Below are 15,821 nucleotides of genomic sequence, written 5' to 3'. Positions count from 1 at the left end.
CGCCTTGGTTAATTTTATGGATTGGTCGGTGAGCAAATGACTAAGTAACTCGATTTACCAGCTGCATCCAACCTTGAGGGCCTTCAACCTTGCCCTTCTGGATATCCGTCAATACCTGGTAGATACGGCGAGTATGCTTACCCACATGGCCATCACCCACAGTAACGATACGGTTATCTTCGAAGATATAAGAACCGACAGGCGATACCACAGCAGCGGTACCAAAGCCTCCAGCCTCGATGATCTCACCGGACTCGATATCTGCGATAAACTTATCCAGCATCACAGTCTCTTGACGAACGACACAACCCAGCACGTCACCGAGTTCCAAAATCGACTCCGAGGTGATCGACTTAAGAATCGTATCGGTAAACGTAGGGATGATCACAGTGCCATCTTTAAGCACATGGAAGTGATTCATCGCGCCGACTTCTTCGATCTGTTTGTTGTTAGCGTCTAGATACAAGACCTGAGCGGCGCCGTATTCGGCAGCAGCCCTACCCGCCTTCAATGAGGCAGCGTAGTTACCCGCAGCCTTAGATGCACCCGTTCCACCGGGCACGGCACGATGGAAACGCTCGCTTATCAGTAAACGAATCGCCTTATCGAACCCATCTGAATAATAGGGGCCACTAGGGCTGAGGATCACGCAGAAAGTGTATTCTTCACTCGGGCTCACCGACAATCTGTCTTCGGTTGCGAAGATAAACGGACGAATATAGAGACAGGCATCTTCCTGCATCGGAAACCAGAGTCTGTCGACATCTATGAGGGCATTAATCGCCTCGAGTTGCATCGATTCATCCAGGGCTGGAATACAGATGATATCGGCCGACCGATTGAGTCGCTCGGCATTTTTGTTTAAGCGGAAGGTATAGATCTCATCGTCATCATGCTTGAATGCCTTAGCACCTTCGAACACAGATTGACCGTAGTGTAGAGCTATGGCACCAGGCGCGATTTCGAAGGGGCCATAGGGTACAATTCTTGGATCCCGCCACTCTCCGTCGCGATAATCCATTAAAAACATATGATCGGTTCTGAGGTTACCGAAGCCCACATTTTCTTTAGGCTCGAACTGTTCAGTACGGCGCTCAGACGCAGTTTTTAAATTATAGTTTATTTGCATTGCATACCACCTTGATTACTGAATAAGCAGCCTATGGATGAGAGCCACTAAAGTCAAGCAGAATGGGGTTTGTCAGTAAGATCTTGTCTCTTTTGATGTGTGAAATTGACACGTTTTTACCTTCTGGCTAAATGAAACAAGCTAATCAGTCATTCACCTTACTCATAGATACGACAAGTCAGTTGCTTATCTATTTCCAAACCACTTTCACCGATTCGGATCTTGGTCTTACATTTCTCGAGAACTCACTTCATCCCCTGAGTGGTACCTATATCATCAAACGACTTCGAATCGAAGGCTCTTATCTTAAAACGGCTTAACTGGCTAATCGCTGTAATGGGCTGCAGTGCTTCTCGTTACTTTCCTGAGTACATGCCTGTGCACTGCATGCCGCACAGGTCATATGCTTGCGGTAGTGTTTATCGTAAAATTTCATCGTTTTCGCCTCGAGTGAGTCATACAGCGCCTGATTGAGTGGTTTATTTCATCGATATTGCGCCATCAAATTTGATAGATGTCGGTAGCAAGTCTCACGGCGATTCGACAGATATTTAGGTGCTATCAATTCACTCTCAAACTGGGTCAGACATCCGGTCAAGTAAAATGCGATCCCCTGTACCAGCTCTTTAACCTGCAATGGCGTAGTATCCAACTCGCCGCTATCTACCGCTTCATTAAGCGAAACGGTAAACCACTCCCAGAATGCATTGATTCGCTTCTTGAAACGTCCCACCTTCTCATCACTGGCCAGTATGGTATTGACCGACACAGAACGTAGAGTAAAAAAGCTCTTGCTACGCTTTATTGTTTCGAAGGTAAGCAGGATGGGCAGTAATACTTTTTCCTGAGCGGTTAGATCCGGATGGCTGTCGATAAAAATGGGGAAGTGATTTGAAGTCGCACTCCTGAGAAACAAACAGACTAAGACATCCTCTTTCCGCTCGAAAAACTTATACAAGGTTCCCGTAGAGCAGCCCACCTCTTTGGCTAATTGCGAAAACTTAAAAGACACCAATCCCTGTGTTTCAATTAGATGCTCTGCGGCATCGAGTATCTGGTTACAGCGTATCATGGGCAAGGCTTCAGTAGGACATTTCATCAGTAAGACCTTATTTAGCTAATTGAGCCGATTATGCGCTGTTAACAAATATGGATTACAGGTGTCCTTTCACGAATCGGGATGAACTTCACGCAAAAATGACTTTCATTAATAGTCTTTGTGAGTTATCTCATATAAACATTCCGGCAAAGTTTAGTCATCCTCTATAGAATTCCCCCTACATTTTCACAGACTATGAAACATGAAGTTATTCATGAGTAAGTTTATTCGAGACATGACTCACGAATAAGTTTGTCACTGAAAAAAACCCGTGATTTAGTTCACCTTTACTCCCCCCTATTCCCTTTATCTTGGTGTCATTCCTATGTGAGGGTACACAAATGCAAGATAGAAGAAATTTTTTAAAACTAGGTGCCGGTGCGGCATTGGGCGGGCGAGCATCGACTATGCCAGGTACTGTCATGGCCAGTGAGTGTGGCCAGATAAAGTGGAACGAATCGGCCGATGTGATCGTTGTCGGTTCTGGTTTTGCGGGGCTTTCTGCGGCATTAAATGTTAAACGAAGTGGTGTGGTGTCGGCTCGGTGCTGCTGTTGGAAAAAATGCAAGTAATTGGTGGAAACTCGGCGATTAATGGTGGTTGGCTGGCAATCCCTAAAAATCCGACTCAACTAGCTCAGGGAGTCGAGGATGATTCGCCGGAAGAGCTGGTCAAAGATCAAATCATCTCCGGCCGCGGCATGCAGAACGAGGCCATGCTACTTCAGATCGCCAGTCGCGCCCTAGACGCCTACGACTTGTGTATCGAAACCGGCGTTAAGTTTCGTGAAGGCTTTAACATTCAGGTCGGTGGTCATTACAAGGCGCGTGCCATCAGGACCCTGCACGGTACCGGCGGTGACATCACCACCAAGCTCTATGAGACAGGTGTGAGAGAGGGGATCGATTATCGCCTCCAGCATTACATCGAAGATTTCATCATGGATGGACAGGAAATAATCGGCCTTAAGGTTCGTCAGAACTACCGTTCCCCGGATCTAAAAACCGGCAAGAGCATCTATATCAAGGCAAACAAGGCGGTAGTGCTCGCTAACGGTGGCTTCGCCCGCAACATGGCACACGGTGCGTTTCCGGTACATATAAACATGATTCAGACCGGTCACTGGGGCTCACCCGACGAGGGCGGTTTCGGTTGGTCAAATGCGCTGCTTTCAATTGGCTGGCATCAAGGTGTAGCAATTAGCGTATTAAACGGTAAGCGTTTTATGGATGAACGTGCAGATCGTAAAACCTGTTCTGAAGCGATCATGAAGAACCGTTATCAAGATGGTTCACCGGCTTACCCTATCGTGTTTTTTAACTACAACGACTACGCCGAAGACCATCGAGTTACTCGTGCTATACGCGACAAAATGGCCTGAAAAGTCGATTCTCTCGATGATATTGCCGCACAGTTCGATATACCCGCCAGTGAACTAAAGCGCAGCATAACTGAGTACAACACTCACTTTAAAGCCGGTAAAGACCCGTTATTTAACCGAAAAATGGATACTGCAAAAGTGCTTACAGGGCCGTTTGTTGTGCCTCGTATCTGGCCAAAAGTGCACTACTGCATGGGCGGTTTAAAGACAGATATCGGTGCCCGGGTTATCGATGGGCGCTCCATGAAGCCTATCAAAAAACTCTATGCCATCGGTGACCATCGGTGAAGTCACCGGTGGTGTCCACGGCGAGGCACGCTTGAGTTCTACTTCGTGTCTGGAATGTCTGACGATGGGTATCGTCGTATCTGAAACCATCAAATCTGACGTGCAGGCATAAATCACTATGAACAAATTAATGTTAACACTCGTTATCGGCCTGATCCTCTCTGGCAGCGCTTTTGCTGGTGAGCGGGTCAAGATGAAAGGCAAGACTCATGGGCGAACTAACCATGAGTTTATCTATGACGATGGTTGCCAGAGCTGCCACCAAGGCTCAGGAAAAAGGAATGCCACAGATAGCGCCTGCGTCGAATGCCATGGCGACATCAACAGCATAGAAATTGACGAGAGCAAGCTGGCAATCGAAGAAGCTAATCCACACAAATCATTCCACTACAACCAGGGCGCCAGCTGTTTAGCTTGTCATGGCGAACACGAGAAAAAAGCACCGGTATGCGCCGAGTGTCACCGTACCTAGTTCGATGTGATGTAACAAATTCGAAAGTTTAATATAAAACAGTAACAATACTAAATAGGTAATGATGATGAAAATAACCACCAAGTTTATGTTGTCGATGGTGGCAACAGCGATAGCACTAACCGGCTTTAACGCCTGTGCAGAAGAGCAGGAAGACGGTATCAAGACTCACCTGCTTGGGTTCGCAATGATATTCGGCGGTTCGATAATAGCTGAACCCAGAATCTGGCCTGGGAACAATTTTAAACCCCATTTTCCCTTCGGCCGCTGACACTAGTTTATTAGTATCCAGATAGAGGGTAATACAATTGCCATTTTGGCTATTCTTTTGCTTATCCAGCATAAAGCCCTTGGGTAACTTGCCAGGATTAAAATCGGCTCCGCTGAGTAGATATAAATCGAAATCCGTCACCTTATGCCCAAGGTCATCCGTGACTCGCACCACTAACATGCTATGACGCTGTTTTTTCTTTACCTTGTCCGTACGCAACACCATAGCCTGAGATACATCAGCATATTGACTGCTATTTCCAACAGATAAACAGTCGAGTATCGAAGAGACCACCCTCTTCTTACTGGCGTTTTTATGCGTCACTGAAGCCATTATTCCCATGACGCCCTGGCTATGACTGGCTCTGGGAATGATCTCGAATGCGCACTGCTGCAACGGGACTTTATACTCGGCCAGAGTCAGGCGACTCACACAGTCACCTTCAAACCCCATACAAGTCAGCTCGGCTTCTTGGGTTAGGCGTATATATGAAAAGTTCATATTCGCTGCGGCGCTTCTCACCACACCGTCAGAGCCGGCTTCGGCAGTATAACTATTCATATAGTCATACAAGCTAGTGTCTATAGTCTCGCCAGTGAGCACAAAGGGGAAAATACCTGCCTCACTAAAACTGTAAGTTAACCAGTGTAGATTCAATACATGTTGGCCATCACTGCCTAATTCAAGCCAATCGAGCACCCTCTGCCCGGGCTCAACACCGTCGAACCAAGCCTTGAGCCTGCTGACTCTGGATTTTCCTATCTGAGCTAATGCCGAACCGTGATTAGCGGGAGCTAACATGATCAAGTGATTGAGGGGCGCTTGGATTAAGCTTTTGCCATAGTAACGTTCAAGCCAGGCACGGATCACTGGGCCACCCGTAGAGTGAGTGATCACCGAAAACGTCTCATCACCCAGCTCCCTAAGGCGCGCCGCTTCGAAGGCAATGGCAATATCCTCTAACGTCACCTCATCGTTAAAACTGATATAGCGACCAAGATGAATATGTTGGATATCTAGCTTAAGTTCAGTATCCGCTAGCTTAGTTAAGGCTTGGGGTAACTCACCATAGGTATCAGTACCAGTCACGCTCCAACCATGAACAAAAACCAGCTTCATCACAACCTCAATTAAGTTTATATTTCAGACAGTTAATATATCAAGATCACGAGTAAAAACAAGCGGATATATTTGCCTGCAGCGAGGACATTTACCATCAAGAATAACCTCACATACAAGCTGAGCAATGTGACACACGGTTATGAGATTACCCAATCATGTATTGAGTCATAGAAAATCATCAAAAGAAATAAAAAGTCACTCTAAACCACTTAAAGCTATATTAATCAATCGTGTAAATCCACAATACTAAGCACGACTCGTTATTCTAATCCCTAATAAGACAGCGTTCTATTATTCCATTCAGTTATCGTTCAGACAGATCAGACTAGTATGCCCTCAACGAAAAACAAATAATTTCAATAAGTGAGAGCATATTATGAAAACCAAATCTTTAGTATTAGCAGCAGTCATCGCCACAGCAATGTCAGCCCCTACTATGGCTGCAGACTGGTTCATAGGTGGTGGTGTCGGCGCACAGCAAAATACCTATAAAGGTTCTTACCAAGGTGTAGATCCAGAATTTAATGGTGACTATTCTTCAGCAAGAGAAACTGAAAACAATGAATTTTATGAGTTTCGTGTCGGTACTTATTTGAATGATAGCAGCCGAGTGTACGGTACTTATTCTTACAACTCAGATGACGCCGCAAGACAGCAAAGCTTGATGGTTTCTTATGACTACTTGGTTGGTCTAGGTGCTAGCAACAAGCTTAACTGGTTTATCGGTGCCACAGCTGGCGTAAATCACATCAGCCCTGATTTTGATGAGGTAAGCTCGAAAGATCGTTTCGTATGGGGTGGTCAAACTGGTCTTATGTACAAGATCAACGATAAGCTGAGCACTGAGCTGGGTTACCGTTATTTAAAGCAGGATTACAAAGTGTCGGGTAGCGATGCTGGTGGTTCAGGTTCAATAAAGCTACAGGATAGCCAGCAACTTTACCTTGCTGTCGATTACCGCTTCTAAGCAATAACTCTAAGAAGAGCCCCGTCAGGGGCTTTTTTATGCCTAGCTTTTGAAAAAATAATCTTAGCTTCACTCATATTCTTGATTAAATCCAATGAAAGCTCTTTGATAGAGTCAATTACCCAATAAGGGTCGAGATTTTCTAGTTAAAAAATGACTCTTTTACTAACCCTTGAGCAACAAGCACAAAAAAAAGCCATTTCCTTTCAGTTTTAACGAATTTTTTCATCATTGAGCATAATTAACTATTCACTACAGTCCCTGCGCTGATAGAATAATCACACCATCCAGAAACTATTAGGACTCCCATGAGCCTTGAACTACTGTCCGAGCTGGAAACAAAAATCCAAGCAACACTCGAAACTATTGAGCTATTGAAAATGGAGCTTGAAGAAGAGAAGCTGAAAGCCATTAGCCTTGCTGAGCAAAACCAACAACTGAACCAAGATCTTAATTCTTGGAACGAAAAAGTCACTGGACTCGTTGGCTTGCTCAATGAAGAAGTGAGCTAGTACAGAGAATCAGACTCTCTGTTCTCCTTTCATAGCATGAGCGAAGACTTAAGCCATCTTCGCTTCGCTAGTTTGAGCCTCAATCAATTCATTAAGCTCTATAATGGCTTGTTTTACTTGCGGTAAGCTCTTCCTTGGTAATAAAAACCTCCCTTTATCAAACTCTAAACGACCTAAATCTTTTACCCATATAACTCCAGATAAAAAAATACGCGCATGTTTCACGATAATCTTTGGTGCATAGACAGGAAAAACTCTCACATGGCCTCCTTGTTATAACTGTAACGCTTTATTATTTTTGGATTCAACTCTAGAGTTGGACACATGTTTTACCATGAGAGTTTCATTAATAAATGTTTATTTTGTAATGAATTGAAACGGCACATCTAACAATAAAACTTTTCTTGTCTATCAGACCTATAGCTACACTCTTCATCAAACCATGTTTCATTCAGGCTGAGAGAGTTTCGAGCTTTAAGCTGTAAGGCCCAGGACAGAGCTCAGAAAGTTCTCAAGCAAAGCATCAATCGACCATAACTCATAATGACAAGAAGCCTGACACAAAAAAGGAGCCGATAGGCTCCTTTAGGGTAAACTCATGACTGCTGAAATAAGCTTATTTCAGCGAAGTCAGGTAGTAGGCAATGTCGAGAAGTTCGTCATAAGACTCGATAGCGCCAGTCTCGACACGATACTTACCATTGACCACCAGCGTTGGTACGCCTGAAATTTTGGCATTAGTCGTGGCACGCTTCATCTGTGACATCTGTGCACTGACCATAAATGAGTCTGCTGCAGCATCGAAAGTCTTACCTTCTACACCGTTAGCGATAAATAGCTTACGCACGTCATCACGACTAGTGAAGTGTTGCTTCTTATCATGAATCGCTGCGAAAATGGCCTTCTCTATCTTATCTTCGACTTTTAACTGATGAGCAACGGCGAATGCTCGAGACATCTCGACGCCCATCTCTCTACCGATGAAGTCCACATGATTTTGTTTAAAAACGACACCTTCAGGAAGGTTAGCCTTAATTTTAGGCACTTCGGTCTTAGAAAAATTGTAGCAATGACCACAGTAGAATGAGAAAAACTCGGTAATTTCAAGTTTCTCCGTCGCAGGCCCCTGATTGATCACTGTGTAGTGAACCCCCTCTTTATAATCTACAGCCATCGCAGCCATAGGGGCCATTAATAGAGCCAGGGCAATCAATAATGCTTTTTTCATGATGATTCCTTTTTCGCGCGTTACGCAGCGTGATCTTAATAATTTGGAGAATAACATAATGTTCTTTCGAGTGTACCTCAAGAGCATTAGTTCATTTTTCTGTTACAAAATGAGAGCCCAAACAAGTCACTAGCCTCCATAGCCCAGAATCAAACTCAGTGCAGGCTCATTCAGAATTGCCAATTGCTCCTTAAACGAGAGGATCTGCTGCTCCCAATACTTCTCCTCTGCATACCAGGGAAAATTCATCGGGAATGCCGGATCTTCCCAACGACGACCGAGCCAAGCATTGTAATGCAACATGCGCATAGCTCTTAATGGCTCAATCAGCTTTAGCTCTTGAGCATCAAATTCACAAAACTCTTGGTAAGCTTCCAGCAAGGTCTCTAACTGAAGTTGCCTCTCTGAGCCATCACCAGTGATCATCATCCACAGATCTTGAATTGCCGGCCCCGTGCGCGCATCATCCAGATCAACGAATCCTGGGCCATCGGGAGTCCACAAGATATTACCCGGATGAAGATCCCCATGCAAACGTATATGCTTGGGATTCTGCTGACTCCAGATCTCCTTCGATTTATCCAATACCTGTTCGACAATAGTAAAATAGGGTAACACCAAGGATGATGGTACATGTCCCGATTCCTTCAACCAAAGCAGAGACTCATCCCCTAAAACTTGCGGGTTCACGAGCTCCCTATGGGCAAACTGCCCCTGCTTCGAATATTGATGGATACGACCAATGAAGCGCCCAGTTTCCTCTAACTGCTCTAAGTTATCCACCTCAAACGCACGACCGCCTATGGAGGGAAACAGGGCGAACCTGAAACCTTTATACTCATGCAATGAGCGGTTATTAATAATCAGCGGCGTCGCAATCGGTATCTCTTCATCGAATAATGCCTGGGAAAAGTCATGCTCTTCCTGGATCTGAGCATTACTCCAACGCTCCGGGCGATAAAACTTCACCACATAACGCACACCGTGATCGCAACGAAACTGATAAACGCGATTCTCATAACTATTGAGTGCTAATAATCCTGTCTCTGGAAATATATCTAAGCTTTCGATCGCATCTAAGATAAGATCTGGGGTTAACGCCTGATAATGAAACCCAGATCCTGTTTGAACTAGACTCATAATAACCTCCTCAACAAGCTTGCTAAATACTCTAGCACCTCAAACTCAGCTTCACTCTCAACACTGAGCCAGCAGATATCAGCATAAAACTCATAATTGACTTGTATATGGGTTCCTTCAAATATAAGTAACCATTGATGCCTATCGGCGCCATCATGGCGCTCTATGACTCTGGCATCCATGGCAGCCGCTAGCGGCTCAGCAAAAAGATGAAACTGCTCAAAGTCGATTTTGGCTTGTATCGACAAGCTTTTCGCAACGGGATCTAGTTGTAACGATGCTAACTTCATTAATATTGTCTCTGCACTGTCATACGTTAACTTGATTAGAATGCCGGTTTATCAACAAATTTCTTGCAACTTAACGCCTTATCTTGGGTTGCGACACACTGCAGACCGCATTGATAGCGACCTTGTCCTGAATCACTGACCTTTACCATGCCAGCCCCCTTCTTCAGACACTGATCGACTTCGGCGTAATAACCTGAGATGTATTTACTCTGCACGGCTCCCTGAGGGATCTCTGTAGCGTCGGCATAATAGAATAAGGTCCACTCAGGGCTTTGTGTGCAAGCGGTCAAAGATGAAAACAACAGCCCAAATAAAACTAACTTACGAAATCCCATAATAACTCCATAAATGCTCTTGAAATTTAACCAGAGCCAATAAAAAAGGCGAAACTCAGTTCGCCTATTTTACACTTGTTATCACCCTTTAAGTAAAAGAGTTACTTCAATGATTTCGCCTTCGCTTTCTCGATGCGTATGATACGCCCTTCGAAACCCGTTACTGTGCCATCACTCAAATCATACTCTATGGCTTTACGGCAAACATCTATGGCACTAGCAAACTCACCACAATCATTGAGTAGAGTAGATAGGTGCATGAAACCTATGCCCTTATGTGATAATGGAGACTCAAGCACGGCAAATAATGACAAGTAATATGGCGATAATGCCGCACCATATTCTTTATATTGAGTTTGCTTACGCTGCTTATAACACTCGGCAATAGCCCCGAGTAAGCCGACATGCTTTAGCGTATTATCCGATGTGCCGCGATATTCAGATAACGCCAGAGTCAACTTTTCGTTTGCCCAAGACTCATCTGTGACCGCAACCCTTGCTACTTTAGATTCCTCTTCTGCTGGCTCAGGCTCAGAAGGGGCAAGATCTTCTTTAACCTCGAGGGAGTCTTTAGTCTCGAAAGTTAGCCCTTCATCTACTGGCTTTGCTATTTCAACGTCTTGAGACTCAGTTTTTTCAACAGTTGGCTCAGCCGTTTTTTCTTCTGTCACTCGCTCTTCAGCCTTAGAGTCAACACGTATTTCAGCTGTTGCGGCATCTGAAATACGCGCTTCTTGAGCCGAGTTAGCATCAGTTTCCTGAGTATCATCTGCCTTAGGTTCGTCGAAGATCTCTTTTTCAGCAGGCATGCTGCTTTGCTCTTGTTCATCTTCCGCCAGTCTCTTAGCGCGTTTGTATAGATAAATACCTAAAGCAACTAGCAAAATAATCGCTATATATTTCATTGTCGTCCACCAGTGATTGACCTCAACCTAGTATCAGGCCGCATATTCCCTACCCATGTACAGATAGCAATCGCTATTATTAATTCATTCTCTTGCTATAAATCAAGTGTTTATATCTCTTTTTAGATATTTTTCTTAATTTACAGTCCCTAGTCACTATTCTGGCAGTAATTTATCTTTATTTACACCCTACTCAGATGAAAAATAATTAAAGTGACAAGGCAATAGCACTCGATTTGTGCGCCCCTTCATAGTTTAGACGACCCACTTTGAGACTCACGCGAATGAAGCGATATAATAACTAAGCAAATTACTAAGGTACTGTTATCTAGTATTGACTCGACAAGTGCTGTTAACTCGATAGTGTTAGAGGATTGAATATGGCAAATTCAGAGCTGCTGAGCGGCAAATTACTTCGCGAATATCAGACCATCGCAGCCATGGTCGAAATATATTGTAAAGCCCATAAACATAACGCCAAGCCAGTTTCGGACTGCCAAGACTTTCTCGTCTATGCCCACACCAAGCTGGACCGTTGTCCATACGGCCAAGATAAACCAACCTGTAATAAGTGTCCGGTTCATTGCTACAAGCCCCATATGAAGGAAAAAGCGAGAGATATAATGATGTTTGCGGGTCCAAAGATGCTACTCCCTCATCCAATTATGGCGATACGCCACTTACTATCGGGTAGAGGTCCGTTTCCGGGCAAGCCTCCGGCTAACCAATCAAACCGTCATCTTAGAAAGAATGCTGAAGCTCAATAGCAGACAGAAACTGTTTACCTTCTTCCCAGGACTCGAGTTCACTGAACTCGAGAAATATTGATGCCTCTCCCTTAAGCAAGCCCCTCCAAAAAACTCTAATACCATTCCGAGTAAGTATCTGATCATTCAGCGGGAGTTCAAAGCACTGTAGGCAAGGTCTATATTTGCTCCTGCAATATAGACATTCACCACATCCATGTGGCTTGCGAATCTTTGAAGCTAATAGTTATTCTCGGCAACAAGCTCCTGCGTTGCTCTCGATAATTGCTCCTGCATTATTCTACCTTCACCCGTCCATGGGCTCGTACCTCCTGCATCTGACCTCCATGGTCTTAAGCGTTCCATACGCTTTCAAGACATTTCCCATATCCCTATGGGTCAGGGAAATGTCTTATTTTGTATGGAACAAAATAGACCATGCAGTCGTATATCGAGAACATTCAACGTAGCATAAAGGGCTTTACCCTTTTCTTTAAACATCAGCCGCACTGCGTGAGGCTCTCAGTGTTTCCACTTCTGCGTTACATTGACTTAAAAGGGAATAACCATTTCCTCATCAATGCGCCTTGAATTGAAAAAGCTGAGAGTCTCTGAACTGACCAGATACTTATATGGAATGGTATAACTAGGCTAAACAAGCAGAACAATAGCATTAAGATTCAATTCTGAGATTGATTATGTCGTCTTTGAATCATCTGCCAATAGTTAACAATAAGCCACGAAAGATAAGATTTATTGATGGTTATTACTAGCTAATGTTATGCATCATTTACCAAACCTTGGATATACTGATTATCTTGTGGCGCATATGTTTCAAACTCTATAGGTTGATGATTATTTACTCTGATTATCTTGCTCTAGCCTCATGTAGAGATGACAATGAATTGGTATGAATGAATTTAGCAGCTTTTTCTCACAGAGTTATTGGTGGTTATCACTTCTGGGCGGTCTTCATTGTATCGCCCTAGGCCTTTATATTCGCTATATCTATCGAGAGGGCAATGGTAACCACAAGCTTTTAGGCAGCATATTCAGCTTAATGGCACTGTATTTCTTCACCGGGATGCTCAATCGAGATAACTCACCGGCACCAATCCATCTGCTGTTTACTCTCATCATCCCGGTCTACTTTCTGCTGATGCCACTTCTGTATCTCTACTGTTATAGAAGCCTGCATAATATTCGACGTTTTATTCGCTTCTCCAGACATTTTTACCTTGCACTTATGGTTGCCATAGTGGTCATCATAACCTCGTTACTGAGCAAAAATTTCGCTCCGGATATCAGCATCATCGAGCTAAGCAATGAGTCCAACATGAGCCAAATAAGCAAGTTAGGCGCATTATTACCTGGCTTACTCAGCATACAGACCTGCATCTATTTCATTCTGATCATCCGCATGCTCAAAAAGTACCCTGGCAGAACGCATAAAGCACATCAAGAGAGTTTACGGGACATCAAATTTAGCTGGTTACTGGTGCTCACGTTCGCCATGATGGCAAATTGGCTAATACGTACTGTCTTGGTTATATTGCCCTTCTATCTGGGCGACCAGATCTCAGAGTTAACCCAAGCTTTTACTCGTTTAGCTCTGTTACTGACGATATATGTGCTGGCTATCTATGGGCTCCAACAGATCACCAGAGCGGCCTATCTTAGAGGTTGTCTCACCATCACGACCAACTCAGGCACTTCGAAAAATAAGGCCAGCATTCAGCTACTCAACTCTGAGGAGCTCAACTACCTACAACACTTGTTAAAGGAAGAATCTAAAATAGATAAAGACAGTAATCAAACCAGCTAAGTTGAATAAAAATATTAACACTTTTTAACTCTCTTCATTTAAGCCCAAGGTGTTTTACGCTATGGTGACTGCGATAAAAAACAATTAAAACCAGCCATATAAGGGATCAAGATGGGAAAGGCATATCCAATTTATAAGCTTGCGGTGATCACTGCGGGTCTTCTGTTTACCACATCATATTCAATGGCATCGGATCTAAGCCATCAGATAACCACAGATGATTTCTTCGATATCGGCGGCATGAGCAGTGTGCAGCTGAGCCCTGACGGTAAACGGGCACTCTGGCTCGAGTCGCGTTGGGACAAAGAATTAGATAAATCGCAACAAGACCTATGGACAGTCACTACTAAAACCCGCCAGACAACACGACTCACCTTTACTAATGAGAGCGAGTCTAGCCCCCAGTGGAGTCCGGATGGCACTTACATCTATTACTTGAGTAAGATCACCCATGAGGATAAGCAAGCTCCCTTCAACGGCAAAAAGCAAGTTTTCAGAATAAGTCACAATGGCGGTGAAGCGGTACCTATGACCAAGGAGGTCGAAGGAGTCAGCGCCTTCTCGGTGAGCAGTGATGGTAATAGCCTCTACTTCCTCACCAGTAAAACCGTTAAAGATGAAGATCTATGGGCTGGCATGCGCGCCAGCCATGATAAACCTGAATATGCCCATGGTGAACGTAAGACCAACCCGCTTTATAAACTCGATCTGCAGCACTTCAAACAGCAGCTCGTACTAGACGATGACAAGGTGGTATGGCAATTCAGCGTCAATAACGATGGCAGTAAGATAGCCCGTATTACCACAGCAGATAATGAGCTAGTTAATCTGGAAGGTTGGTCTGATATAGAGATCTATGACACCAAGACTAAGACCAGCAAGGTGTTAGCAGACACGGCATGGCGTGAGCAAGCACCATCACCCTACGGCTGGCTACTCGGCTTAGACTGGCACAGTGACAATCAACAACTCGCCTTTAGAATCGACTTCGATGGACATCCGGGCAAACTCTTCGTCAGCAATACCACGAAAGGCTCATTACTCGAGATCACTCGCCCAGATGATGTGACCTTAAGCGCAGCCAATATCCATTGGCGTCCCAATAGTGATGAGATCTGTTATCTCGGCGCCGATCATGCACGCGTAAAGCTGTTCTGTACCCAGGTAGACGACGATGAACAGGGCGATACCCGTACCGTGATCAAGGGAGATCTGGTCATTGGCAGCTACAGTTTCAGCCATAATGGCAAGAAGCTCGTCTTCAGTCACAATGGACTGGATCATTTCTATGATCTGTTTCTCGCCGACGCCAATAGCAGGCGCGCTAAATATAAACGCATAACCAATATCAACCCTCAGGTCGATAGCTGGATATTGCCACAGATCCAGATAGTTAAGTGGCAAGCACCGGATGGTACGAGTGTCGAGGGAATATTAGATCTACCCGCCGGATACAAGAAAGAAGACGGTCCCCTGCCGTTAATCGTACAGATCCATGGTGGACCCACATCTGCCACACCTTATGCACTGCAACACAGATCTTATGGTCGTTCGACATTTACTGCAAAAGGCTGGGCGCTACTGTCGCCAAACTACCGCGGTTCCACTGGCTACGGTGATAAGTTTCTCACCGACTTAGTTGGCAAGGAGCATGATATCGAAGTCAAAGATATCATGGCAGGCGTCGACCAACTGATTGCCGACGGCATTGTCGATGGCGATAAGATGGCCGTGATGGGCTGGAGTAATGGTGGTTACCTTACCAACGCCATCATCAGCACCAATACCCGCTTCAAGGCGGCCAGCTCAGGTGCCGGTGTATTCGACCAACGCCTACAATGGATGTTAGAAGACACCCCTGGTCATGTGGTCAACTTTATGCAGGGCCTTCCCTGGGAAAAGCCAGATGCTTACACTCATGGCTCTTCACTGACCCATGCAGACAAGATAAAAACACCAACACTGATCCACATAGGTGAAAATGATCAACGTGTACCAACCGGTCATGCACAAGGTCTTTATCGTGCCCTCAAGCATTACCTGAATGTGCCGGTAGAACTCATCGTCTATCCGGGTGAAGGCCACGGACTGAGCAAGTACCAGCACAGGAA

Annotated in this window: 15 protein-coding genes and 2 pseudogenes; 8 read left to right on the top strand and 9 right to left on the bottom strand. The window is 44.8% G+C overall.

Annotation, left to right across the window (positions count from 1 at the left end; genetic code table 11):
• Positions 1-40: 40 nt before the first annotated feature.
• The gene (locus KT99_RS00820; RefSeq protein ID WP_005495985.1) at positions 41-1,129 is read right to left on the bottom strand and encodes a branched-chain amino acid aminotransferase; all 1,089 of its coding nucleotides are present in this window, start codon (positions 1,127-1,129) and stop codon (positions 41-43) included.
• A gap of 131 nt (positions 1,130-1,260) precedes the next feature.
• On the opposite strand from KT99_RS00820, the gene KT99_RS00815 reads away from it, so the two are divergent.
• Positions 1,261-1,449: a hypothetical protein gene (locus KT99_RS00815; protein WP_005495984.1), complete on the top strand. Its 189-nt coding sequence runs from the start codon at positions 1,261-1,263 to the stop codon at positions 1,447-1,449.
• Here the strand turns inward: KT99_RS00815 and KT99_RS00810 are convergent.
• Positions 1,446-2,228, bottom strand: a pseudogene (locus tag KT99_RS00810) (TetR/AcrR family transcriptional regulator). The gene KT99_RS00815 and the pseudogene KT99_RS00810 overlap by 4 nt on opposite strands.
• Before the next feature lie 341 nt (positions 2,229-2,569).
• Between KT99_RS00810 and KT99_RS00805 the strand changes: the two are divergent.
• Both KT99_RS00805 and KT99_RS00800 read left to right on the top strand, forming a co-directional pair.
• Positions 2,570-4,009, top strand: a pseudogene (locus tag KT99_RS00805) (FAD-dependent oxidoreductase).
• A gap of 6 nt (positions 4,010-4,015) precedes the next feature.
• Positions 4,016-4,369: a cytochrome c3 family protein gene (locus tag KT99_RS00800; RefSeq protein ID WP_005495976.1), complete on the top strand. Its 354-nt coding sequence runs from the start codon at positions 4,016-4,018 to the stop codon at positions 4,367-4,369.
• A gap of 118 nt (positions 4,370-4,487) precedes the next feature.
• Here KT99_RS00800 and KT99_RS00795 read toward each other — a convergent pair whose 3' ends face one another.
• Complete coding sequence (locus tag KT99_RS00795) at positions 4,488-5,759, bottom strand: esterase/lipase family protein (RefSeq protein WP_005495974.1); 1,272 nt, start codon at positions 5,757-5,759, stop codon at positions 4,488-4,490.
• Positions 5,760-6,138: 379 nt separating this feature from the next.
• Here KT99_RS00795 and KT99_RS00790 point away from each other — a divergent pair, with 379 nt between their 5' ends.
• Both KT99_RS00790 and KT99_RS00785 read left to right on the top strand, forming a co-directional pair.
• A complete protein-coding gene (locus KT99_RS00790; protein WP_005495972.1) occupies positions 6,139-6,729 on the top strand; it encodes an outer membrane beta-barrel protein in 591 nt (196 codons plus the stop codon).
• A 308-nt stretch (positions 6,730-7,037) separates the two neighbouring features.
• On the top strand, positions 7,038-7,241 hold the full coding sequence (locus tag KT99_RS00785) for a cell division protein ZapB (protein WP_005495970.1): 204 nt from the start codon (positions 7,038-7,040) through the stop codon (positions 7,239-7,241).
• A gap of 48 nt (positions 7,242-7,289) precedes the next feature.
• Here the strand turns inward: KT99_RS00785 and KT99_RS00780 are convergent, their stop codons facing one another.
• From KT99_RS00780 to KT99_RS00755, 6 genes are all read right to left on the bottom strand, one after another.
• Positions 7,290-7,502, bottom strand: coding sequence for a DUF1107 domain-containing protein (locus KT99_RS00780; protein ID WP_005495968.1), 213 nt, complete (start codon positions 7,500-7,502; stop codon positions 7,290-7,292).
• A gap of 355 nt (positions 7,503-7,857) precedes the next feature.
• A complete protein-coding gene (locus KT99_RS00775) occupies positions 7,858-8,469 on the bottom strand; it encodes a thiol:disulfide interchange protein DsbA/DsbL (RefSeq protein WP_005495965.1) in 612 nt (203 codons plus the stop codon).
• Between the two features lie 129 nt (positions 8,470-8,598).
• Positions 8,599-9,609 (bottom strand): serine/threonine protein kinase, encoded by a 1,011-nt coding sequence (locus KT99_RS00770; protein ID WP_005495964.1) that lies wholly within the window; start codon positions 9,607-9,609, stop codon positions 8,599-8,601.
• Positions 9,606-9,899, bottom strand: coding sequence for a DUF3630 family protein (locus tag KT99_RS00765; RefSeq protein ID WP_005495962.1), 294 nt, complete (start codon positions 9,897-9,899; stop codon positions 9,606-9,608). The genes KT99_RS00770 and KT99_RS00765 overlap by 4 nt, the downstream gene beginning before the upstream one ends.
• 35 nt (positions 9,900-9,934) lie before the next feature.
• The gene (locus KT99_RS00760) at positions 9,935-10,234 is read right to left on the bottom strand and encodes a hypothetical protein (protein ID WP_005495961.1); all 300 of its coding nucleotides are present in this window, start codon (positions 10,232-10,234) and stop codon (positions 9,935-9,937) included.
• Between the two features lie 101 nt (positions 10,235-10,335).
• Positions 10,336-11,139 carry a hypothetical protein gene (locus tag KT99_RS00755; protein ID WP_005495959.1) on the bottom strand — a complete coding sequence of 268 codons (804 nt, stop codon included), beginning with the start codon at positions 11,137-11,139 and terminating at the stop codon, positions 10,336-10,338.
• A 380-nt stretch (positions 11,140-11,519) separates the two neighbouring features.
• Here KT99_RS00755 and KT99_RS00750 point away from each other — a divergent pair, with 380 nt between their 5' ends.
• The 3 genes from KT99_RS00750 to KT99_RS00740 form a co-directional block, all read left to right on the top strand.
• The gene (locus tag KT99_RS00750) at positions 11,520-11,906 is read left to right on the top strand and encodes a nitrous oxide-stimulated promoter family protein (RefSeq protein ID WP_005495958.1); all 387 of its coding nucleotides are present in this window, start codon (positions 11,520-11,522) and stop codon (positions 11,904-11,906) included.
• An 889-nt stretch (positions 11,907-12,795) separates the two neighbouring features.
• Positions 12,796-13,710, top strand: a complete 915-nt coding sequence (locus KT99_RS00745; RefSeq protein WP_005495956.1) for a hypothetical protein — start codon at positions 12,796-12,798, stop codon at positions 13,708-13,710.
• Between the two features lie 111 nt (positions 13,711-13,821).
• On the top strand, positions 13,822-15,821 hold a 2,000-nt coding region (locus KT99_RS00740; protein ID WP_005495954.1), incomplete at its 3' end, for an alpha/beta hydrolase family protein.

This window comes from Shewanella benthica KT99, assembly GCF_000172075.1.
In the GTDB taxonomy this organism is placed as follows: Bacteria; Pseudomonadota; Gammaproteobacteria; order Enterobacterales; family Shewanellaceae; genus Shewanella; species Shewanella benthica_A.
This window is presented reverse-complemented; position numbering and strand designations above follow the sequence as displayed.

Excerpts from the sequence above, each read along its gene's own strand:
- KT99_RS00820 (WP_005495985.1), bottom strand. The coding sequence starts at position 1,129 with ATGCAAATAAACTATAATTTAAAAACTGCGTCTGAGCGCCGTACTGAA.
- KT99_RS00815 (WP_005495984.1), top strand. The coding sequence starts at position 1,261 with ATGAAACAAGCTAATCAGTCATTCACCTTACTCATAGATACGACAAGT.
- KT99_RS00800 (WP_005495976.1), top strand. The coding sequence starts at position 4,016 with ATGAACAAATTAATGTTAACACTCGTTATCGGCCTGATCCTCTCTGGC.
- KT99_RS00795 (WP_005495974.1), bottom strand. The coding sequence starts at position 5,759 with ATGAAGCTGGTTTTTGTTCATGGTTGGAGCGTGACTGGTACTGATACC.
- KT99_RS00790 (WP_005495972.1), top strand. The coding sequence starts at position 6,139 with ATGAAAACCAAATCTTTAGTATTAGCAGCAGTCATCGCCACAGCAATG.
- KT99_RS00785 (WP_005495970.1), top strand. The coding sequence starts at position 7,038 with ATGAGCCTTGAACTACTGTCCGAGCTGGAAACAAAAATCCAAGCAACA.
- KT99_RS00775 (WP_005495965.1), bottom strand. The coding sequence starts at position 8,469 with ATGAAAAAAGCATTATTGATTGCCCTGGCTCTATTAATGGCCCCTATG.
- KT99_RS00770 (WP_005495964.1), bottom strand. The coding sequence starts at position 9,609 with ATGAGTCTAGTTCAAACAGGATCTGGGTTTCATTATCAGGCGTTAACC.
- KT99_RS00765 (WP_005495962.1), bottom strand. The coding sequence starts at position 9,899 with ATGAAGTTAGCATCGTTACAACTAGATCCCGTTGCGAAAAGCTTGTCG.
- KT99_RS00760 (WP_005495961.1), bottom strand. The coding sequence starts at position 10,234 with ATGGGATTTCGTAAGTTAGTTTTATTTGGGCTGTTGTTTTCATCTTTG.
- KT99_RS00755 (WP_005495959.1), bottom strand. The coding sequence starts at position 11,139 with ATGAAATATATAGCGATTATTTTGCTAGTTGCTTTAGGTATTTATCTA.
- KT99_RS00750 (WP_005495958.1), top strand. The coding sequence starts at position 11,520 with ATGGCAAATTCAGAGCTGCTGAGCGGCAAATTACTTCGCGAATATCAG.
- KT99_RS00745 (WP_005495956.1), top strand. The coding sequence starts at position 12,796 with ATGAATGAATTTAGCAGCTTTTTCTCACAGAGTTATTGGTGGTTATCA.